Annotated in this window: 22 protein-coding genes; 17 read left to right on the top strand and 5 right to left on the bottom strand. The window is 33.2% G+C overall.

Annotated elements, in window-relative coordinates; translation table 11 throughout:
* Positions 1 to 86: 86 nt before the first annotated feature.
* The gene (locus OD803_RS00320) at positions 87 to 449 is read left to right on the top strand and encodes a CoA-binding protein (RefSeq protein ID WP_134198812.1); all 363 of its coding nucleotides are present in this window, start codon (positions 87 to 89) and stop codon (positions 447 to 449) included.
* Here OD803_RS00320 and OD803_RS00315 read toward each other — a convergent pair.
* Complete coding sequence (locus tag OD803_RS00315; protein ID WP_262731947.1) at positions 420 to 1,868, bottom strand: sodium:solute symporter; 1,449 nt, start codon at positions 1,866 to 1,868, stop codon at positions 420 to 422. The genes OD803_RS00320 and OD803_RS00315 overlap by 30 nt on opposite strands.
* A gap of 83 nt (positions 1,869 to 1,951) precedes the next feature.
* Here OD803_RS00315 and OD803_RS00310 point away from each other — a divergent pair, with 83 nt between their 5' ends.
* The 4 genes from OD803_RS00310 to OD803_RS00295 all read left to right on the top strand — a co-directional run bounded on the left by OD803_RS00310 (position 1,952) and on the right by OD803_RS00295 (position 7,704).
* On the top strand, positions 1,952 to 4,474 hold the full coding sequence (locus tag OD803_RS00310) for a T9SS type A sorting domain-containing protein (protein WP_262731946.1): 2,523 nt from the start codon (positions 1,952 to 1,954) through the stop codon (positions 4,472 to 4,474).
* Positions 4,475 to 4,569: 95 nt separating this feature from the next.
* Complete coding sequence (recR, locus tag OD803_RS00305) at positions 4,570 to 5,187, top strand: recombination mediator RecR (protein ID WP_134198815.1); 618 nt, start codon at positions 4,570 to 4,572, stop codon at positions 5,185 to 5,187.
* A 7-nt stretch (positions 5,188 to 5,194) separates the two neighbouring features.
* Complete coding sequence (locus tag OD803_RS00300; protein WP_262731945.1) at positions 5,195 to 6,301, top strand: glycosyltransferase family 2 protein; 1,107 nt, start codon at positions 5,195 to 5,197, stop codon at positions 6,299 to 6,301.
* Positions 6,302 to 6,381: 80 nt separating this feature from the next.
* Positions 6,382 to 7,704, top strand: coding sequence for a dihydrolipoamide acetyltransferase family protein (locus OD803_RS00295; protein WP_131505741.1), 1,323 nt, complete (start codon positions 6,382 to 6,384; stop codon positions 7,702 to 7,704).
* 55 nt (positions 7,705 to 7,759) lie between these two features.
* Here OD803_RS00295 and OD803_RS00290 read toward each other — a convergent pair whose 3' ends face one another.
* Positions 7,760 to 9,049, bottom strand: a complete 1,290-nt coding sequence (locus OD803_RS00290; RefSeq protein ID WP_442899846.1) for a cryptochrome/photolyase family protein — start codon at positions 9,047 to 9,049, stop codon at positions 7,760 to 7,762.
* Positions 9,050 to 9,202: 153 nt separating this feature from the next.
* On the opposite strand from OD803_RS00290, the gene OD803_RS00285 reads away from it, so the two are divergent.
* The 11 genes from OD803_RS00285 to OD803_RS00235 all read left to right on the top strand — a co-directional run bounded on the left by OD803_RS00285 (position 9,203) and on the right by OD803_RS00235 (position 17,024).
* Entirely contained in the window at positions 9,203 to 9,979 is a 777-nt protein-coding gene (locus OD803_RS00285) for a 3'-5' exonuclease (protein WP_131505739.1), read from the top strand.
* Between the two features lie 34 nt (positions 9,980 to 10,013).
* On the top strand, positions 10,014 to 10,916 hold the full coding sequence (locus tag OD803_RS00280; protein WP_262731944.1) for a carboxypeptidase-like regulatory domain-containing protein: 903 nt from the start codon (positions 10,014 to 10,016) through the stop codon (positions 10,914 to 10,916).
* A gap of 44 nt (positions 10,917 to 10,960) precedes the next feature.
* Positions 10,961 to 11,572 (top strand): fumarylacetoacetate hydrolase family protein, encoded by a 612-nt coding sequence (locus OD803_RS00275; protein ID WP_129759015.1) that lies wholly within the window; start codon positions 10,961 to 10,963, stop codon positions 11,570 to 11,572.
* Positions 11,573 to 11,914, top strand: coding sequence for an Hpt domain-containing protein (locus OD803_RS00270; RefSeq protein WP_131505737.1), 342 nt, complete (start codon positions 11,573 to 11,575; stop codon positions 11,912 to 11,914). It begins immediately after the preceding gene.
* Entirely contained in the window at positions 11,914 to 13,152 is a 1,239-nt protein-coding gene (locus OD803_RS00265; protein WP_262731943.1) for a competence/damage-inducible protein A, read from the top strand. The genes OD803_RS00270 and OD803_RS00265 overlap by 1 nt, the downstream gene beginning before the upstream one ends.
* An 89-nt stretch (positions 13,153 to 13,241) precedes the next feature.
* Positions 13,242 to 13,478 carry a 50S ribosomal protein L28 gene (gene rpmB / locus OD803_RS00260; RefSeq protein WP_129759012.1) on the top strand — a complete coding sequence of 79 codons (237 nt, stop codon included), beginning with the start codon at positions 13,242 to 13,244 and terminating at the stop codon, positions 13,476 to 13,478.
* A gap of 27 nt (positions 13,479 to 13,505) precedes the next feature.
* Positions 13,506 to 13,688 carry a 50S ribosomal protein L33 gene (rpmG, locus tag OD803_RS00255; protein ID WP_091426518.1) on the top strand — a complete coding sequence of 61 codons (183 nt, stop codon included), beginning with the start codon at positions 13,506 to 13,508 and terminating at the stop codon, positions 13,686 to 13,688.
* 7 nt (positions 13,689 to 13,695) lie between these two features.
* Positions 13,696 to 13,848, top strand: a complete 153-nt coding sequence (locus OD803_RS00250; protein ID WP_129759011.1) for a DUF4295 domain-containing protein — start codon at positions 13,696 to 13,698, stop codon at positions 13,846 to 13,848.
* Between the two features lie 139 nt (positions 13,849 to 13,987).
* The gene (ftsY, locus tag OD803_RS00245) at positions 13,988 to 14,941 is read left to right on the top strand and encodes a signal recognition particle-docking protein FtsY (RefSeq protein ID WP_262731942.1); all 954 of its coding nucleotides are present in this window, start codon (positions 13,988 to 13,990) and stop codon (positions 14,939 to 14,941) included.
* Positions 14,942 to 14,971: 30 nt separating this feature from the next.
* Positions 14,972 to 15,325 (top strand): hypothetical protein, encoded by a 354-nt coding sequence (locus OD803_RS00240; protein ID WP_262731941.1) that lies wholly within the window; start codon positions 14,972 to 14,974, stop codon positions 15,323 to 15,325.
* A gap of 43 nt (positions 15,326 to 15,368) precedes the next feature.
* On the top strand, positions 15,369 to 17,024 hold the full coding sequence (locus tag OD803_RS00235) for an amidase family protein (protein ID WP_262731940.1): 1,656 nt from the start codon (positions 15,369 to 15,371) through the stop codon (positions 17,022 to 17,024).
* On the opposite strand, the gene OD803_RS00230 is transcribed toward OD803_RS00235, so the two are convergent.
* A complete protein-coding gene (locus OD803_RS00230; RefSeq protein ID WP_262731939.1) occupies positions 17,021 to 18,109 on the bottom strand; it encodes a serine hydrolase domain-containing protein in 1,089 nt (362 codons plus the stop codon). The two genes, OD803_RS00235 and OD803_RS00230, sit on opposite strands and share 4 nt — an antisense overlap.
* Before the next feature lie 116 nt (positions 18,110 to 18,225).
* On the opposite strand from OD803_RS00230, the gene rimO reads away from it, so the two are divergent.
* On the top strand, positions 18,226 to 19,530 hold the full coding sequence (gene rimO / locus OD803_RS00225; RefSeq protein ID WP_131505731.1) for a 30S ribosomal protein S12 methylthiotransferase RimO: 1,305 nt from the start codon (positions 18,226 to 18,228) through the stop codon (positions 19,528 to 19,530).
* A gap of 75 nt (positions 19,531 to 19,605) precedes the next feature.
* On the opposite strand, the gene OD803_RS00220 is transcribed toward rimO, so the two are convergent.
* Entirely contained in the window at positions 19,606 to 19,944 is a 339-nt protein-coding gene (locus OD803_RS00220; protein WP_262731938.1) for a hypothetical protein, read from the bottom strand.
* Positions 19,945 to 20,096: 152 nt separating this feature from the next.
* Entirely contained in the window at positions 20,097 to 21,035 is a 939-nt protein-coding gene (locus OD803_RS00215) for a cadherin repeat domain-containing protein (RefSeq protein WP_262731937.1), read from the bottom strand.
* Between the last annotated feature and the right edge of the window lie 99 nt (positions 21,036 to 21,134).

Below are 21,134 nucleotides of genomic sequence, written 5' to 3'. Positions count from 1 at the left end.
TTTTGTTTTTTTACGATTGTATTTGATAGACGCCTTTATGAATTTTGTGTTACTCTTTTTAACACTACTTAACAACTTTTTAACATATGAGCAAAAAAACCTTAGTATTTGGAGCCTCTATTAAGCCTAATAGATATTCAAACTATGCTGTAGAACGATTAGTGAATAATAACCATGAAGTAGTAGCTTATGGAAGCAAAAGCGGGACGATTTCAGGAGTAGAAATTGATACTGAATTATTACCTTATAAAGATTTAAATACTGTTACACTTTATCTTAACCCAACGGTTCAAAAAGAATATTACGATTATATTATTGGGCTTAAACCTGAGCGAGTTATTTTTAACCCAGGAACAGAAAACGATGAGTTTTATAAATTATTAGATAAAAACAATATTCCTCATGAAGCGTCTTGTACTTTAGTGCTTTTGTCTACGAATCAATATTAACCCTAAATAGGTTAGTAACCCATTTATAATAAGGATTTCAAATCCAATTTGATAACCATTGAATAAAGTTTCGGAATAGGCGTTTAAAAGATAAGATACAATAGGAGCGATTATAGCAATAATCCATACATATTTGTCTTTTATTTGAGAATTGGTTAGAATACCAAAAGCAAACAACCCAAGTAATGGTCCATAAGTGTAACCAGCAGCTTTAAATAATTCCCAGATAACAGAAACATCTTTAAAAATTAAATCAAAAAGTATAATTACAAGTACTAAAACTATACTTGTGAAAATATGTACTGTTTTTCTAATTTTCTTTTGTTGTTCTTTTGGTTTTTTGTCTAGCTCAATAATATCAATGCAAAACGAAGTCGTTAGTGAAGTAAGCGCTGAGTCTGCACTAGAGTAAGCAGCAGCGATTAGACCAAGAATAAAAAATGCTGAAGTTATGACACCTATTTCAGGTAACATAGCTATGGTTGGAAAAAGGTTGTCTTTGCTTGCTGTAATATTATTTTGTTGAGCATATTGGGTAAGTAAAAGACCCAGTACTAAAAAGAGAATGTTTACAAAAATTAAAACCACACTAAAGCTTACCATGTTTTTTTGAGCTTCTTTTAGGTTTTTACAGGTTAGGTTTTTTTGCATCATATCTTGGTCAAGTCCAGTCATGGTAATAGTTATGAACATACCTGCCAAAAAGCTTTTAACGAAATATTGAGCATCATTTACATCTTCAAAAAAGAATACTTTACTCATTGTACTTTCCTTTACATTACTATAAATATCAGAAACACTATTTAAATCTAGTGCAGATGCTAAAAACACAATAGTAACAATTACTGAAACCAACATGAAAAGTGTTTGAAGCGTATCAGTAAATATGATGGTTTTAATTCCGCCTTTAAAAGTATAGAGCCAAATAAGCGCAATAGTGATGATAACCGTTATAAAAAAAGGAATTTCAAACTGATTAAAAATTAGTAATTGTAGCACTTTTGCTACTAAAAAAAGACGAAATGCAGCACCAACGGTTCTTGAAATTAAAAAAGCAACAGAACCAGTTTTATAACTCGTGTTTCCAAATCTATCTCTTAAATAGGTGTAAATTGAAGTAAGGTTTAGCCTGTAGTAAATAGGTAGTAGTACATATGCTATTACCAGATATCCAAATAAATATCCAAAAACAACTTGTAGATACCCAAACTGCTTACTCTCTACAGCTCCAGGAACCGAAATAAAAGTAACTCCCGAAAGCGAAGCTCCAATCATTCCAAAAGCAACAAGGTACCAAGGAGCAGATTTATTGGCTTTAAAGAACGCTTCGTTAGAATCTTCTTTGCTTGTGAAGTAAGAAATTAAAATTAATACGACAAAGTAACCAATGATAAGTAGTGCTATTGAACTAGGAGACATAAAAATGAAATATTAACAATACTATTGTTTTTAAAATACTATTTTTGAAAAATTTAATAAAACACAATATTAACTAAATTAAAATGAAAAAATTTTACATTTCTTTAGTTTTCTCATTATTCATGATGACATCTTGGTCTCAAGAATATAAAAGAATGATGGATGCAGGTACCTACACTGTAGAAGAAATCATAGCAGAGGCTGAAGCTTATTTTGCAATTGAAGGAACTGGACAAGGTAAAGGTTACAAACCTTACAAAAGATGGGAATACCAAGCCTTGAGAAATATGGATGAAAACGGAATGCTTAAAACGCCTGAGTTTTATTTTGAAGAACTTGAAAACTACAATAATTATATTAATCAAAATTCAGGATTAGCAAGAACTACTGTTGGTACTTGGGAGCAATTAGGACCAACAAATTGGAACCAAACAAGTGGGTGGAATCCAGGAGTAGGAAGAGTAACATCTATTGCTGTAGATGCCTCAAACTCTAATCATATTATTGCAGGAGCAAACTCTGGAGGTGTATGGAAAACTCTTGATGGAGGCGCTACTTGGGAGGTGTTAACAGACAATATGTCGAATTTATATGTATATGCATTAGCAATAGATCCTAATGACTCATCAACATATTATTGGGGAACCACAAGCGGAAATATATTTAAGTCTACTGATGCAGGAGCTACATGGAATTTCTGGTCTGATACTGGAAATGGAAGTGTGAATAAAATCATTATTGATCCTGCAAATTCTAACAAAATGTATTGCAGTGTGCAAAGTGGAGGTATTTTTAAATCTTCAAATGCTGGAGCTAACTGGACATTAATAAACGAGTCTGCAACAAATGGTTATGATGTTGAGTTTAAACCAGGAGATTCTAATACCATTTATGCTTCAGGGCAAGGTGTATTTGTGTCAACAGATGGAGGAACTAACTTTTCTGAAATTACAGGTGTATTTTCAAATGGACCTAAGATGATAGGTGTTTCAGCTAATAGTCCTTCAACAGTATATGTTATTGAAGCCAGTGGAAGTGCATTCGGAAGCTTGTACAAATCGACAGATAGTGCTGTTACTTTTAGTGAGTTAGACCACGATGGTAAAAATTATTTTGGATATAGCTCTGACCCTGAAGATCCAAGCGATGTTGGTTCTGGTCAAGCACCTAGAGATATGGATATAACAGTTAATCCAGCAGATGCAAATGAAGTACATATTGCTGGTATTAATACGTGGCGCTCTTTAGATGGAGGTGTTTCATTTAATATTTCTTCCCAGTGGATTCCGCAGAATGCTGCAGCACAAGGGATTGGGTATTGTCATGCTGATGTAGATATTTTGGAGTTTGTAGGTGATAAGTTATATGCAGGAACTGATGGAGGTATTTATGTTGCTAACAACCCCTCAGATGCACTAAATTCTAATTTTTACACTGATTTATCAACAGGAATGAGTATTAAACAGTTTTATAAGTTTGGTATTACGCAGTCTGATCCTGTAATTATTAGTGGAGGTTCTCAAGATAATGGAACATCAGCGTATTTGGCTAATGGAGATTGGATTGATTGGTTAGGCGCAGATGGAATGGAGTCGTTTGTTGATAAGAATAATAGCAATATAATGTATGGTACTTCTCAATATGGTACTACATACAAAACTATTAATGGAGGATCAAACATATCTAATTTAGTTAAGCCTGACGGAAAAGGAGGTCAAAACTTTTACAATTGGGTTGTGCCTTTTGAGCAAGATCCACTTGTTCAAAATACTATTTATATTGCTTTTGACGAGGTTTATATGTCTACTAATGGAGGTACAAGTTGGACTTCAGTGTCGCAAAATTTTGGTGCTAACATAGACAATTTAAAAGTAGCGCCTTCAAATAGTAGCTACATGTACTTGTCAATAAATGGAAACTTATATAAAAATACTTTTGTAGGTATTGTTAATAGTTGGTCGCAGCTCTCTGGGTTTTCGGGTTCTGTAAATTCGATAGCAATTCATCCAACAGATCCAAATAAAGTAGCAATAGCTACAACATCTACTCAAAAAGTATATGTGTCTTCAAATGGAGGAATAACTTGGACACCTTATGGATTTGATTTACCTAACTTTAGCGCTCAGGCTTTAACCTGGCATGACAATGGTGAGGATGGTTTATACTTAGGGATGAACTATGGTGTATATTATATTGATAATACTACAGGAAATAGCTGGCAACCATTTAGCAATAACTTACCTAATGTAATTATTAGCGAGCTTGAAATAAATACAGTTGAAAACAAAATTTATGCAGCTACTTACGGTAGAGGTGTGTGGAGATCTAATTTGTATGATGCTAGCTTAAGTGTTAGTGAGTTTGACTTACAATCGTTAAATATGTACCCTAACCCAGCAAAAACTCAAATTAATCTACGTTGGGATAAAGGAGATGACGTGTCAATAAGAATCTATAACTCTATTGGTAAATTAATGTACTATGCTAAGGATGAAAATCTTTTAGATACTTACACAATAGATGTTGCTCAATACGCTTCTGGTCTTTATTTTGTTAAAGTAAACACCTTAAATGGAGTGGTAACTAAAAAGCTTATTATAGAATAAAGCTTTATAAAACATTATAAAAACCCAATACTGTAAAAAAGAGTATTGGGTTTTTTGTAAGTAATAAACTCATAAATTGTAGTACCTTTGCTTGTATGGAATTTTCTTCAAAATTATTAGAAAAAGCTGTTGATGAAATGTCTCAATTACCAGGTGTTGGTAAGCGTACTGCGTTACGTTTAGTACTACATTTATTGGGACAGCCAAAAGAAAATACATTGCAGTTAGTCGAAGCATTAAGCACTATGCGTAATGATATTAAGTTTTGTAAAAACTGTAATAATATTAGCGATACCGATTTGTGCGAAATTTGCTCAAACCCTAATAGAGTAGAAGATGTTATTTGTGTAGTTGAAGACATTAGGGATGTAATGGCAATTGAAAACACAAGTTCTTTTAAAGGATTGTATCATGTGCTTGGAGGCAAAATATCTCCTATGGATGGTGTTGGTCCTAACGATTTAAACATTGAACCATTGGTTCAAAAAGCTAGAGAAGGAAAAATCAAAGAGCTTATTTTTGCCTTGGGTTCAACTATGGAAGGCGATACCACTAATTTCTATATTTATAAGCAAATACAAGAGTTTAATATCACTACATCTACTATTGCTAGAGGTATTTCGGTAGGTAATGAGTTAGAATATACTGACGAAATCACCTTAGGTAGAAGTATCATTAACAGAATTCCTTTTGAAACCTCTTTAAAATCGTAAAGTTATATTGAAATTATCAGTTGTCATATTAAACTATAATGTGCAATACTTTTTAGAATCCTGTTTAAAAAGTGTTCAAAAAGCTATTGATGGTATTGAAGCCGAAATAATTGTAGTAGATAACAACTCTAGTGATAGAAGTTGTGATATGGTAAAAACGCATTTTCCTGATGTTGTTTTAATAGAGAATAAAGAAAACTCAGGATTCTCTAAAGGAAATAATATTGGTGTATCACAAGCCAAAGGAGAGTACTTATGTATTTTAAATCCAGATACGATTGTTGCAGAAGATACATTTAAGATACTTTTAGAGTTTTCTAATGGCATTGAAAACTTAGGTGTTTTAGGTTGCAGGTTAGTAGATGGTACGGGTCACTTTTTACCAGAAAGCAAGCGAAACATCCCAAAACCCAATGTAGCGCTTAAAAAGCTGCTTGGTAAACCTCAATCGTATTATGCAACACAAATTAAAGAAGAAGCAATAGGTGAAGTTCCTATTTTTGTTGGTGCTTTTATGATATTGAAAAAAGAGGTGTATAAAGAAGTAGGTGGGTTTGATGAGGACTATTTTATGTATGGAGAAGACGTGGATTTATCATACAAAGTCCTAAAAGCTGGTTATGACAACTATTATAATGGTAACACTACTATTATTCACTATAAAGGTGAGAGCACATTAAAAGACCTTAACTATGCCAAGCGTTTTTATGGTGCAATGCAAATTTTTTACAAAAAGCATTTTAAAAGCAATTTTATATTCAATTCATTGGTTTGGTTAGGGATTAGAGGCGCTTATTTAATGCGATCTGAACCTTTAGTTGCTAAAAACAGAATAGATAGTTATACATTAGTTTCTAAAGATATTCCTAGAGGTTTAAAAGAAGCTTTAAATAAACCTATTACACAAGTGGCATCAATTGATACGGTTGAAGAGTATACCGAAATAATTTTTGATGCTGAATATGTAACCTATAAATCTATAATTGAGCATATTTCAAATCCTGAAATTAATAATAAGGCATTTTTTAAGATTTTACCAAAAAATGCTAATTTTATCATCGGAAGCAATAGCTCTAAAAACAGAGGTGAAGTTATCCATTTTAAAAAAGATTAATTGAAGAAACAACAACAGATTAGATGTTTTTTTATTAATTTTGCAAACGAAAAACCCAAAAACACTTTTTCATTATTAATATGGCAAAATTTGAATTAAAACTCCCTAAGATGGGAGAAAGCGTAGCAGAAGCAACAATAACATCTTGGTTAAAAGAAGTTGGTGATACTATTGAGGCTGATGAGGCTGTTCTTGAAATTGCTACAGATAAAGTGGATAGTGAAGTTCCAAGTGAAGTAGATGGTGTTTTAGTAGAAAAACTTTTCAATGCTGATGATGTTGTGCAAGTTGGTCAAACTATTGCTATTATTGAAACTGAAGGAGAAGTTTCAGCTGAGGCTCCTGCTGTAACTACTGAGCCTGTTAAAGAAGAAAAAGCTGAACAAGTAGCAGTTGCTGAAGTTGCAAAAACCGTTGAGGTTGCTAAAGAAACTGTAGCTCCTGTAGTATCTTCTGGAGACCGTTTTTATTCGCCATTAGTAAAAAATATGGCAAAACAAGAAGGTATTAGTCAAGCAGAGTTAGATGCTATTCCTGGTACAGGAAAAGAAGGACGTGTCACTAAAAATGATATGTTATCTTATATTGAAAATAGAGACTCACAACCTAAACCTGTTCAAGAAGTAGCTAAAGTAGCTCCAACGCAAAACAATGGAGTTGCACAACCAAAAGCTGCTCCAGTAGTAAGTAGTGGAGACGATGAGATTATTGAAATGACTAGAATGGGCAAATTAATTGCACATCATATGGTGGAGTCAGTACAAACTTCTGCTCACGTGCAAAGTTTTATTGAAGCTGATGTTACTAAAATATGGAACTGGAGAAAAAAGGTGAAAGATGCTTTCCTAAAGAGAGAAGGTGAAAACCTAACCTTTACACCAATTTTTATGGAAGCTGTAGCTAAAGCATTAAGAGATTTTCCTATGATGAATATTTCAGTTCAAGGTGATAGCATCATTAAGAAAAAGCATATCAATTTAGGTATGGCAGCTGCATTACCAGATGGAAACCTTATTGTGCCAGTTATAAAAGATGCTGACCAACTTAACTTGGTTGGTATGACCAAAAAAGTAAATGACTTAGCAACTAGAGCAAGAGATAATAAATTAAAACCAGACGATATACAAGGAGGAACCTATACTGTAACTAATGTAGGAACCTTTGGTAGTATTATGGGAACACCAATTATTAATCAACCTCAAGTAGGTATTTTAGCATTAGGAGCTATCCGAAAAGTACCTGCAGTTGTTGAAACTCCTGAAGGTGATTTTATTGGGATTCGTTATAAAATGTTCTTATCGCACTCTTATGACCATAGAGTTGTAAATGGAGCGTTAGGAGGACAATTTGTTAAGGCTGTAAAAGATTATCTTGAAGCTTGGGATTCTAACAGAGAAATTTAAAATTCTATAAATCATAAAAAAAAGCACAATCCTAGATTGTGCTTTTTTTTATGTCTTAAGTGTTATTTAGTCCTACTTTGTAGGTTTCAATAGCACGTTCTCTAGCGTCTTTATGTTCTACCATTGGTGTAGGATATTCTAAAGAGTTTAGTTCTGGAATCCACGAATTGATATAAGTTAATTTAGGGTCAAATTTCTTTATTTGTGTTGTGGGATTAAATACTCTAAAGTATGGAGCAGCATCACAACCAGTTCCTGCAGCCCATTGCCAATTGCCATTATTTGAAGACAGTTCATAATCTAATAGTTTTTCAGCAAAATAAGCTTCTCCCCATTTCCAATCAATTAATAAATGTTTACATAAAAAACCAGCAACAATCATTCTAACGCGATTGTGCATGTAGCCTGTAGCGTTTAATTCTCTCATGCCAGCATCAACCATTGGGTAACCTGTTTGTCCTTTTTTCCACTTTTCAAATTCTTCAGTATTGTTTCTCCATTTTATGTTATCATACTTGCTTTTAAAGTTTGAGTCCACAACTTTAGGAAAGTGAAAAAGAATTTGCATGAAAAATTCACGCCATATGAGTTCGTTTAAAAAGGCTTGATGTTTTAATGTTTTTTTAATAACCTTTCTAATACTAATAGTGCCAAATCTTAAATGAGGTGATAAATGGCTCGTTTGGTCTAAAGCTGGAAAATCTCTTACTTTTTTATAATCTTCTAGAGATTCTAAATCGTAGTCTTTAACTGTAATAGAAGAACGTTTAAAACCTAACTCAGATAGCGATGGTAGTTTAAAATCAGAATCTAAAAAGTTAGTTTCAGAGTTTGAAGCGTAAGAATTTAAATGTTTAGTATTAAAATTTTCAAGCCACTTGTTTTTGTAAGGTGTGTAAACAGTGTAAGGTGTATTGTCGGCTTTTAATACTTCATTTTTTTCAAAAATAACCTGGTCTTTTAATAAGGTAAAGTTAACATCATGTTTTGCTAGCAATTGTTTAACGTTCTTATCTCTAGTAATAGCATAAGGTTCGTAATCTTCATTAGCAAAAACGGTTTGTACATCAAACGTATTTACAATCTCTTCCCATACTTTAATTGGATCTCCAACTTTGCAATACAAACTTTTTGAGTGCGATTTTAAGCTGTTGGATAGTTGAGTAAGTAAATTATGAATAAATGTAACTCTAGAGTCTGCTTCATCCAATTCTTCAATAATATTGGTGTCAAAAATAAAAACAGGAAGTACAGGATATTCGCTTTGTTGAGCTTTCCATAAGGCATGATTGTCTTCAAAGCGTAAATCTCTTCTAAACCAAAATAGTGTAACTTTTTCTTTGATAATTAATGTGTTAAATGCAATTTTGAATCATAAAATATCGTTTCAAAACTGTTTGTTAAGTATTAAAACGAATTTCGGTTAATTATTTGATAAAATCAAATACCATACTCAAGGTTTGTTTTATCTCATTATCTTTGCCTAAAAATTAATAACATGCAGCTTAATCTTACAAAACCTATCTGTTTTTTTGACTTAGAAACTACTGGAATAAATATTTCTAGCGATAGGATTGTTGAAATTTCTATTCTTAAAGTATATCCTGATGGTAAAGAGGAAACTTACACCAAGCGTGTCAATCCAACAATTCCAATTCCGCCAGAAGTTACTAAAGTTCATGGTATTTCAGATGCTGATGTAGCCAATGCACCAACATTTAAAGAAATTTCTAAAGAAGTACATAACCTTATTAAAGATGCCGATTTAGGAGGTTTTAACTCCAACAGGTTTGATATTCCATTACTAGCAGAAGAAATGCTTCGCGCAGATGTTGATTTTGACATGAAAGGAAGGGTTGCCGTTGATGTGCAAACTATTTTTCATAAAATGGAACAACGTACTTTAAGTGCTGCATATAAGTTTTACTGTGATAAAAATTTAGATGATGCGCATAGTGCCGAAGCTGATACTTTAGCTACATACGAAGTTTTAAAAGCTCAAGTTGCAAAATATGACGACTTAGAAAACGATACAAAGTTTTTAGCAGAGTTTAGTTCTCGTAAAAAGTTTGCAGATTTTGCAGGTTTTATTGCTTACAATAAAAAAGGAGAAGAATGCTTTTCTTTTGGAAAACATAAAGGTAAAACTGTTGAGGCTGTTCTTAATGATGAACCAGGTTATTTTGGTTGGTTGTTGAATGCCGATTTTCCTTTGTATACCAAAAAAGTGCTTACAGCTATTAAGTTAAGAGCGTTTAATAATAAGTTGAGTTAACTTTTAAGGAAAGACAGAAATCCCATTTTCTAAGATGAAGTTTTTAATATTTCTTTTTCCATTTTTTGTTTTATCTCAAGAGCAATTAGCAAAAGGAGTAGTTGTTGATAGTGATACGAATTTACCAATTCCTTATGTTAATATAAGTGTTCTTGAGTCTGAAATAGGAACTTCAAGCGATGAAGAAGGAAATTATACACTTGCTATAGAGAATAATAACTTGCATAAAAATGTTAAGTTGTCATCGTTGGGTTATAAAGACACTACACTTTTAGTATCTTCATTTTTAAAGGTTTCAAAGCTAGTTTTACAGCCTTTAAACGAGCAGCTAGACGAAGTTGTAATTTCAAAAAAGTTTGAAGAAAAAACTTTAGAAATTAATAAAATTACCGAAGACGATTTGTGCCAAGGCTTTGGATCATCTTTTAGAAACCCTTGGATATTAGCCTTATATTTTCCTTTAGAAGAACATTACGAAAATACAGAGTACTTAAAGTCTGTTAGGTTTCATTTTGGAAATTTTAAAAACAATAAAGCAAAGTTTAGACTTCGTTTGTACACTATAGGAAATGATGGTCTTCCGCAGAAAGATTTACTAAAAGAAAATGTAATAGTTACCTTAAAAAAGAAGCAAAAAACTGTAGATATAGATGTTTCTGACTACGCTATAATTTTTCCAAGAGAAGGATTATATGTGGCTTTTGAATGGTTATACATACCTTTTAATGAAGAGGAGGTTACATTTCATTTTGGTAAAAACAATAAAAAAAAGGAAAAACGTATAAGGCATAATCCTATAATTTCTGGTATTTGTGCAGAAGAAGGCAAATATAAAATGGCAGCATATATTTCTGGAGAGTGGAAAGTCCATTCTTCAAATAAATTTCAAAGTGATTTAAAAACTGTTCCAGCTATAACATTAACTTTGTCAAACTAATTAATAAAAATCCCTTCTCTTTTAGAGAGGGTTTGGTAGATGTTATGAAACTCATTTGCATAGGTCGAAATTATACCGACCATATAAAAGAACTAGAAAACGAAAAACCAACCGATCCTGTTGTGTTTTTAAAACCTGATACAGCAATTCTTTTAAAGAAACAGCCTTTTTTTATTCCAGATTTTTCCAACGATGTGCATCATGAAGTAGAAGTTTTGGTAAAAATCAATAAAGTAGGTAAGTATATTGATAAAAAATTTGCACATAAATATTATGACCAAATAGGTTTGGGAATAGACTTTACTGCTCGCGATTTACAAGCGCAATTAAAAGCTAAAGGATTACCTTGGGAGAAAGCCAAAGCCTTTGATGGAGCAGCGGTAGTAGGTAATTGGGTTGATAAACAGCAGTTTAAAGATGTTAATAATTTGTCCTTCACTTTAGAAAAAAATGGCGAAGTAGTACAAAAAGGCAACACAAACCTGATGCTGTGGAAAATTGATGAAATCATCGAATATGTGTCAAAATATTTTACTTTAAAGATTGGAGATATTATCTTTACGGGAACTCCATCAGGTGTTGGCAAGGTAATTGCAAACGATAAGCTTGATGGATTTTTGGAAAACAAACAAATGTTTTCAATAACTGTTAAATAAATGGAACAACATTATAAACTATTTAGAGTAAGAGAATTAGCAGGTGGTGACGAAGATTTTGTAAAGTCATTAGCCGAAGCTTTTCTCGAAGAAGTACCAGAAGATGCTGAGCGATTAAAGAACGCTGTAGCAGATAATGACTATTATACTACTTACCAAGCAGCTCATAAAATGAAACCAACAGTAGATCTTTTTGAGCTTGGTGTTTTACAAGATTTAATAACAGTACAAGATTGGGGGAAGTTTGAAAAAACTGGAGATGATATTTCCAAAGAACTAGAACTTGTTTTAAACGCTGTTGAAAATGCAACTGCCGAGTTAAAAACGGACTTCAACTTATAATGCAAGCAGAAATAATTACTATTGGTGATGAGATTCTCATCGGTCAGGTTATTGATACCAATTCAGCGTTTATTGCTGAACAATTAAATAAAATAGGAGTGTCTGTCTATCAAATTACTTCGGTTCAAGATGATAGAGCACACATTTTAAAATCTTTAGCCGAAGCTGAAGAAAATGCAGACATCATTATTATTACTGGTGGTTTAGGACCAACCAAAGACGATATTACAAAAAAAACTATTGCTGAATATTTTGATGACGAATTGCTCGAAGACCTTTCTGTTAGAAAAAATATCGAGTTTCTTTGGGAGCATTATATTAAAAAACCACTATCTCAGGTTAACATAGACCAAGCCTTAGTGCCTACCAAATCTAAAGTGCTAATGAATAAGTATGGTAGCGCTCCAGGAATGTGGTTGGAAAAAAACGGAAAAGTATTTGTTTCGCTTCCTGGTGTGCCTTTTGAAATGAAGGCATTAATTAAAGACGAAGTGATGCCAAGACTGAGAGAGCAGTTTCAATTTCCTTATATAAAGCACAAAACGGTTTTAACTAATGGGTTGGGAGAAAGTACTCTTGCAGAAAGAATTGAAGAATGGGAGGATAACTTACCTCAATTTTTAAAACTGGCTTATTTACCTAGTTTAGGTCGAGTACGTTTAAGATTGTCTGCTAAGCATCAAGATAAAGAGTTGGTGGAAACCACTATACAAGAAGAAATTAATAAGTTATTGCCTCAAATAGAAGATATTTTTGTTGGCTTTGAAGATGAAGGCTTGCTAGAAGAAATTATAGGTAAGCATTTAGTAAAATTAAATAAAACCATTGCAACTGCAGAAAGTTGTACAGGAGGAAAAATTGCAGAATCGTTTACTGCAAATGCAGGAGCATCACAATATTTTAAAGGAAGTGTGGTAAGTTATGCTACCGAAGCTAAAATAAACGTATTAAAGATTGACGAAGCTTTAATTAAGAAGTACTCTGTGGTTAGTGCGCAAGTTGCTGAAGCAATGGCAACCTCAGTTTTACAATTGTTTAATACCGATTATGCTATTGCTACAACAGGAAATGCAGGACCATCAAAAGGAGATGCCGATGCAGAAGTTGGAACAGTATTTATTGCAATAGCTACAAAAGACAAAGTATATTCTCAAGAATTTAACTTTGGAAACCATAGAACAAAAGTCATTAAAAAGGCGGTAAACAAAGCTTTTGAAATGATTCAAAAAGAAATTTAAAAAAAGTAACGATATTAGTTTGTTGATATTATAAAGATTTACTAAATTTGCAGCCTGTTTTAAAATAACAACATTTAAAGTTAGAAAGAATGTCAAGAGTTTGTGAACTTACTGGAAAGAAAGCGATGGTTGGAAATAATGTTTCTCACGCTATGAATAAAACTAAACGTAAATTTGATGCGAATTTAATCAAAAAGCGTTTTTATATTCCTGAAGAAGATAAATGGGTAACTTTAAGAGTTTCTACATCTGCGTTAAAGACTATCAATAAAATTGGTATCACAGCAGCATTAAAAGAAGCTAAAGCTAAAGGATTTTTAAAATAAAAGCATAACGCATAAAGATACGTTACAATGGCAAAGAAAGGTAATAGAATACAAGTGATATTAGAATGTACTGAGCACAAAGAGTCTGGACAACCAGGAACTTCTCGTTACATTACAACTAAGAACAAAAAGAATACGCCAGATAGAATGGAGATTAAAAAATTTAATCCTATCCTTAAGCGTATGACTATTCATAAAGAGATAAAATAATTGAATCATGGCAAAGAAAGCAGTAGCATCGTTACAAACAGGATCTAAAAGATTAACTAAAGCCATAAAGATGGTAAAATCACCAAAAACTGGAGCTTATATGTTCGTTGAGTCAGTTATGGCACCAGAATTTGTTGATGATTTTTTAAAGACAAAATAATTAAATAATCATATTTAATTCTATAACTGCTTTCATTTGAAAGCAGTTTTTTTATGTCTATATTTGACAGCCTATTATGACAGAATAGCAGTATTTATTTTAGGCTAGATTTTTGCATAGACATTACAAATTTTAGGTCATGAGTTTTTTTAAAAAAATATTTTCTTCTGAAAAAAAAGAAACCTTAAACAAAGGTCTCGAAAAATCCAATACTAGTTTTTTTGGTAAGCTAAGTAAAGCTGTTGCCGGAAAATCTAAAGTTGATGATGAAGTTTTAGATAATCTAGAAGAAGTTTTAGTATCAAGTGATGTAGGTGTTAATACCACACTTAAGGTTATTGAACGTATTGAAGCTCGTGTAGCTAAAGATAAATACTTAGGTACTGATGAGTTAAATAAAATTCTTCGCGAGGAAATTGCTAGTTTGCTAAGTGAAACCAACTCTGGAGAAGAAACTGATTTTGTAATACCACAAGATAAAAAGCCTTATGTGTTAATGGTAGTAGGTGTTAATGGTGTTGGTAAAACAACAACCATTGGTAAGTTAGCCTATCAGTTTAAAAAGCAAGGATTAAAAGTAGTACTTGGTGCTGCTGATACCTTTAGAGCTGCAGCAATTGATCAACTTCAGGTTTGGGCAGATCGAGTAGATGTGCCTATGGTAAGACAAGACATGGGAAGCGATCCAGCTTCTGTAGCTTTTGATGCATTACAGTCTGGTGTTAACCAAAATGCTGATGTTATCATTATTGATACTGCAGGACGTTTGCACAATAAAGTCAATTTAATGAATGAGCTGACTAAGGTAAAACGTGTAATGCAAAAAGTAGTTGGTGATGCACCACACGATGTACTTTTGGTTTTAGATGGTTCTACAGGTCAAAATGCCTTTGAGCAAGCCAAACAATTTACAGCTGCAACCGAAGTAACATCACTGGCAGTAACCAAGTTAGATGGTACAGCTAAAGGTGGTGTGGTAATTGGTATTTCTGACCAATTTCAAATCCCAGTAAAATATATTGGAGTAGGAGAAGGTATTGAAGACTTACAGGTATTTAATAAATATGAGTTTGTTGATTCGTTCTTCAAGTAAAAAATAGTCCTGTAAAACAGGAATCTCATTATGAAAAGTGAATCTTTCAATTTAAGAGAAACTAAAGTTTTAAAGCCGATTACAATTATTATACTATTGTATTCGGCTTTAATGTTTTTTGAATATACACAACGATTTCTTGGGATTTTCATAATACCAGATAATCCTTTAATTCCTGACTATCTGCCATATTATATGGCTTTTCCTTCTTATTTTGTTTTGCCTTTTTTCATCATTATCATTTTTACTTGTGTAAGAATGATGATCAAACGTAATTACAACTATAAAACCGTTTATATCTTGTTGGGTCTTGTGGTTTTATTTTTCCTTTTTAGATGGCGAATTCATGAATTCTTATTGTCACAAAGTCCTTATGTTGCTTAAATTAATGCAAGTGATTTTGTATTTTTATTAAAAAATAGAAGTCATGAGATTAATACTTTCCCTTATTGCGCTTTGTATGATTTTATCGTGTAAAGAGTCAAAGTCTAATGTTAAAACAGATAAGACACCATCTACTGATATTAGTGATATTTCCACAAAAGAGTTTAGAGAATTTAAGGTCTTAGATTCAAAATACATTAATACTACTGAACTTTGGGAGGTTTTCAATTCAGAGTTAGAAGATTTTACTGAAGCTACTTACAATAGTCTAAAACCTTTTATTCTTGAACAGGATATTCCAACATTGCATAAAAATGTGCAAGAAGGGAAGTTAACTTATGAGCTTTTAACTAAGTTCTATTTATATCGTATTAGAGTATTTGACAGAGAAAACGAATTATCTCTCAATTCAGTAATAGCATTAAATCCTAATGTAATTGCTGAGGCTAAAGCTAAAGACGAGCAACTGAAAAATATGGACATTACAGAGCAGTTTAATTTTTCGGTTTATGGTATGCCGATACTTTTAAAAGACAATATAAATACATCAGGTATGCCTACTACAGCAGGAGCAGTTGCACTTCAAAACAATACTACTGAAGATGCTTTTATTGTTTCGCAATTAAAGCGTGAAGGCGCACTTATTTTAGGGAAAGCCAACCTTAGTGAATGGGCTTATTTTTTCTGTGGTGATTGTCCAAGTGGTTATAGTGCTATTGGAGGTCAAACCTTAAACCCTTATGGCCGAAAAATTATTGATACTGGAGGTTCAAGTTCAGGAAGTGGAGTAGCTGTTGCTGCCAATTTTTGTGTAGCTGCAGTTGGTAGTGAAACTTCAGGGTCAATTTTATCACCTTCAAGTCAAAACTCTATTGTAGGCTTAAAACCGACTATTGGTTTATTGAGTCGTAGTGGTATTGTTCCAATTTCTTCAACATTGGATACTCCAGGACCAATGACCAAAAATGTTATAGATAATGCCATTTTACTTGCTGCCATGTATGGTTTTGATGAAGCAGATGCTAAGTCGCTTACTCTAAAATGGCCTAAAGTGTATTATGTTGATGGTGATTTTAGTAAAGATGATTTAAAAGGAAAACGTTTTGGTGCATTTAAACGATTGATGGAAGATTCTCTTTACGTCAATGCACTTTCAGTTTTAAAAGCTCAAGGAGCTGAAATAATTGAAATTGAAGAAGAAGAGGTTGAGCTGCCTGATTTTATTCGCTTATTGAATTTAGATATGAAAGCCGATTTGCCAACATATTTATCAACGTTTTCCAATACAAATGTTGGAGTTTCATCAGTGCAAGATGTTATCGAATTTAACAAGAAAGACTCTATAAACACAATGCCTTATGGACAAAAATTGTTTGAAGGTATTGTAGCTGACTCTGCTACTGATAGTGAATTTGAACGTATTAAAGCAACGCTAAAAACTAATGGAAAGCTGTATTTTGATGTACCAAAAAAAGCGCATGATCTCGACGGATTTTTATCAATAAACAACTATCATGCAGGTTTTGCTGCTGTTGCTGAATATCCTGCTTTAACAGTGCCAATGGGTTATACAATAGATGGTGTTCCTAAAGGGTTGACCTTTATTAGTACACCATTATCAGAAAAAAACTTATTAAGTTGGGCATATGTTTATGAAGCAGCTTCAAAAAAGAGAGTTGCTCCAAAAAACTATAACTAGTTAATTACAGCATTGATTTTTTCCCAAAGGTCATTATCAAAACTGGAGAGTGCAAAATTAGCTTCATCAGCTTCATTTCCCATACGTATAATCACCAGTTTTTTACTTGGTACAACATATACTTTTTGGTCGTTTAAACCTAAACCAGCAACCATATCGCTTGGAGCATTAGGGACCAGTTCTCCTGAAAATTCTAGTTGACTTTGAGGTAAGTGAAACGAAGTTTTTCCGTTAAGCCACCAAAGGTAACCATAGGCTTTGTTAATGTCTTGAGAGGTATTTGTCGATTCGGTAATGTAATTCTCTGATACTATTTGTTGGTTTTCCCATTTGCCATTTGCGTAAATCATTAACCCAAACCTTGCCATACTTCTAGTGTCACTCCAGTAGACGCTAAGACTGTTCAAATTAGTCCAAAAACCATTCATCCCAATTCTGTTTTTCAACTTATCGTTAAAATAATCATTCCATGTTTGTCCACTCGCTTCAGCAACCACATCTTGCATTTTTACATATACATTATGGTAAGCCCAACGTGTACCAGCATCAGCAATGTATTGTAGGTTTTCAGGGGAAACATCATCGCCTGTTGTATCGTCCAAACCACTACTCATTGATAGTAAATGTTTACAAGTAATTAGGTTTTCTTTTTCAAGAGAAGCACTCGTCCAACCTGTACCTAAATAATCAGACACTTTTGCATTAATATTTAGTAAACCGTCATCTTGTGCAATTCCTGAAACCGTTGCAGTTAAGGTTTTTCCTGCACTTGCCCAATACCAATTGGTAGTGCTAGAATGCTCGTTCATATAAGCTTCGAGAGCAATTTTTCCGTTGTGTAGTATTATAAAACTCTTGGTGTTTTTTTCTTCTAAAAAATCAAGAAGTGGTTGTATTTCATTTTCATTCCATTCCAATTCCGAAGGACTAACCGTTTCCCAAGGGTTATCAGTACTTGTAATTAATGGCGGAAAATAAATTTCATCAACAGGAGTTTGGTCTTCAGGACTGTCATCGGTTGCATCATCAGAGGATGAACAATTATAAAAACCTATTAAAACAAAGAGGCAAAAAAGGTATTTCATAATAAAAGCTTTGTATTTAAGACCATTAAATATACTAAAGGTTTAAATTAGATTGTATCTTTGCGGACTAAAAAAGAAGTAAAGTATAAAAGATTCCCGCTTTTGCGGAAATACATATGAGAACGAAATCGCTTAAAAAGAACAGAATTAATGTAGTAACACTTGGTTGCAGTAAAAACGTGTACGATAGCGAAGTGTTAATGGGACAGCTAAAAGCTAGTGGTAAAGACGTGGTACATGAGCAAGAAGGTAACGTTGTTGTTATCAATACCTGCGGATTTATCAACAATGCAAAGGAAGAAAGCGTGAATACCATTTTGGAATTTATGCAAAAAAAGGAAGCTGGCGAAGTTGACAAAGTATTTGTTACTGGTTGTTTGAGCGAACGATATAAACCAGACTTACAAAAGGAAATTCCTAATGTTGACCAATATTTTGGTACTACCGAATTACCTCATTTATTAAAAGCACTTGGTGCCGATTATAAGCATGAATTAATTGGTGAGCGTTTAACGACCACACCAAAAAACTATGCCTATTTAAAAATTGCTGAAGGTTGTGACAGACCTTGTAGTTTTTGTGCTATTCCATTAATGCGTGGAAAACACAAAAGTACACCTATTGAAGATCTAGTTACCGAAGCTGAAAAACTTGCAGCCAATGGTGTTAAAGAATTGATACTTATAGCTCAAGATTTAACTTACTACGGACTGGACTTATACAAAAAACGTAATCTAGCCGAATTGCTTGAACACCTTGTAAAAGTGGATGGTATTGAGTGGATACGTTTACACTATGCATTTCCAACTGGTTTCCCAATGGATGTGTTGGAGGTTATGAACAGAGAACCAAAAATTTGTAACTATCTAGATATACCATTACAACATATTTCTGATGCTATTTTAAAAAGTATGCGTCGTGGTACTACCAAAGAAAAAACTACAAAACTGCTTAAAGAATTTAGAAAAGCAGTACCAGGAATGACTATTAGAACCACTCTTATTGTTGGATATCCTGGAGAAACCGAAGACGATTTTGAAACTCTAAGAGATTGGGTTAAGGAGATGCGTTTTGAGCGTTTAGGTTGTTTTACTTACTCACATGAAGAAAACACTCATGCCTACAACCTAGAAGATGATGTGCCTGAAGATGTGAAAATTGACAGAGCAAACCAGATTATGGAGATACAATCGCAAATTTCTTGGGAGTTGAACCAAGAAAAGATAGGACAGGAGTTTAAAGTGGTTATCGATAGAAAAGAAGGTAATTACTTTGTAGGTAGAACAGAGTTTGACTCACCAGATGTAGACAACGAAGTACTTATTGATGCCAGCACAACCTATTTAAAAACAGGTGAATTTGCAACCGTAAAAATTATTGAAGCTGAAGATTTTGACCTTTATGCTGAGGTTGTGGGTTAAGGAGTAGTAGTCTTTTTATTCATTATCATAATGCTCTATAGTATTCAAGAGTTGTTTTTTTATTAAAAGATTATCTTATTTTCGTCGAATTGTATAGGAGTTAAATCCTTTTGTAGCATTCATTTGTTGATACCAAAAAAGAATAGGAATTACAACACTTACAGTTCCAATAATTCCAAATAAACTCCATAATACTATGGTAGATGCAATACCAATTCCAACTCCAATAAGAATTAAGGCATTATTAGGTTCTGCTTGTATGTCATTTACATGTTTCTTTTCAATCTTTCCGCAATTTTGACAATTCACATTAAACTCATCTCCTTTTTCCATTTGTAAATCTGGTCTAGTTGGAGCGTTAGACTTTATTTTAATATCCTTTTTACAAGATTGACAACGAGTAACTAATTTCATATTTAATTTTTATGTTTAATGGGTTGGTTAATATTTGGTTACTTTTAATTACTAATAGTTATTCAACTAATTTCGGCTATTTTTCTAACAAACCCAATAAAAAAGGGAAAACAAAACTGTTTTCCCTTTATGCTGTAAATGAAGTGTTTAAGCTAGTCCCATTGTTTTAAGGTAGTGCTTAAACCTTGGTATAAAAATACAGCGCCAACATTACCATTAGTTAAAAAGTCGGTGTCACCATCGCTTCCCCAGCCATAAGGTGAACCAGATATATTTTTATAACCAATACTATTATTGACATATATCGCCAAATAACCAACACTAGTGGTTGGTGTTGCATTACCTTTAAGTACAAAATGGTTGTATTCTGCATTGTGTTCTGGTAGTGCTTCACCTAATGCTTCATAAGCACCTAGTTCAGTACCTGTAGACAATTTTACTTTAGTTCCAGAAACATTGTTAGCCCAAGAGTAATGCTTAAAGGCATATACGTAACTAGATGCTGGTATAGTGCTTTCGTTTAAATTTGCTATTAGTGCTTGTCCTGGGTTTGCGTTTATATTGGCAGAATTTAAAAGGTCGCTATCGGTTGCACCACTTTTGGTGACTTCAGCCATATAGTTTGCCAAATCATTGTATTCGCTTTCAGTCACCATAACCCATGTTCCGTCTGCGGCATTTTCATAAGCGTTTCTGGAGCTATTCAAGAACGCCCAAATATCATCTACATTAATAATGGATACGATAACATTTTTTTCTTCAGTGTCTGTTCCGTTAGTAATGGAAACAGTAAGCGTGATTTCAGTTGTAGTTTCGTAATCAAATTCTTGCCATGCCAATACACGTATTTCTCCACTATTGGAGTCAATTCCCATAGCTTGTGAAACAGACTGTGAGGCAATGCTAAAGCTAAGGTCGCCTATTAAGTTAGAGGTTATGGTCGTAACTAAATCGCCACTTGTAGGATATTCGTTTATGGAAACCTCAATAGTATTGTTTGTTGGTGCCTCTCCAGAAGTGTCGTCCTCATTGGAACAAGACACTAAAATGAAAGCCAATAAAAGAGTTGAAAGTTTAATTTTTGTGTTCATAATACTTTTGTTTTGTGGTTTGTATTGAGTTTTTGCAGCGACTTGCAACTGGTTGAGTCTGCAGCCTTCACCAGAGCAAGACACCACAAAACTGGTTTG

The sequence above is a fragment of the Gaetbulibacter sp. NE genome, assembly GCF_025548475.1.
GTDB classification, from domain to species: domain Bacteria; phylum Bacteroidota; class Bacteroidia; order Flavobacteriales; family Flavobacteriaceae; genus Gaetbulibacter_B; species Gaetbulibacter_B jejuensis.
The sequence above is the reverse complement of the archived record's forward strand: the minus strand, read 5'-3'. Positions and strand labels throughout refer to the sequence as shown.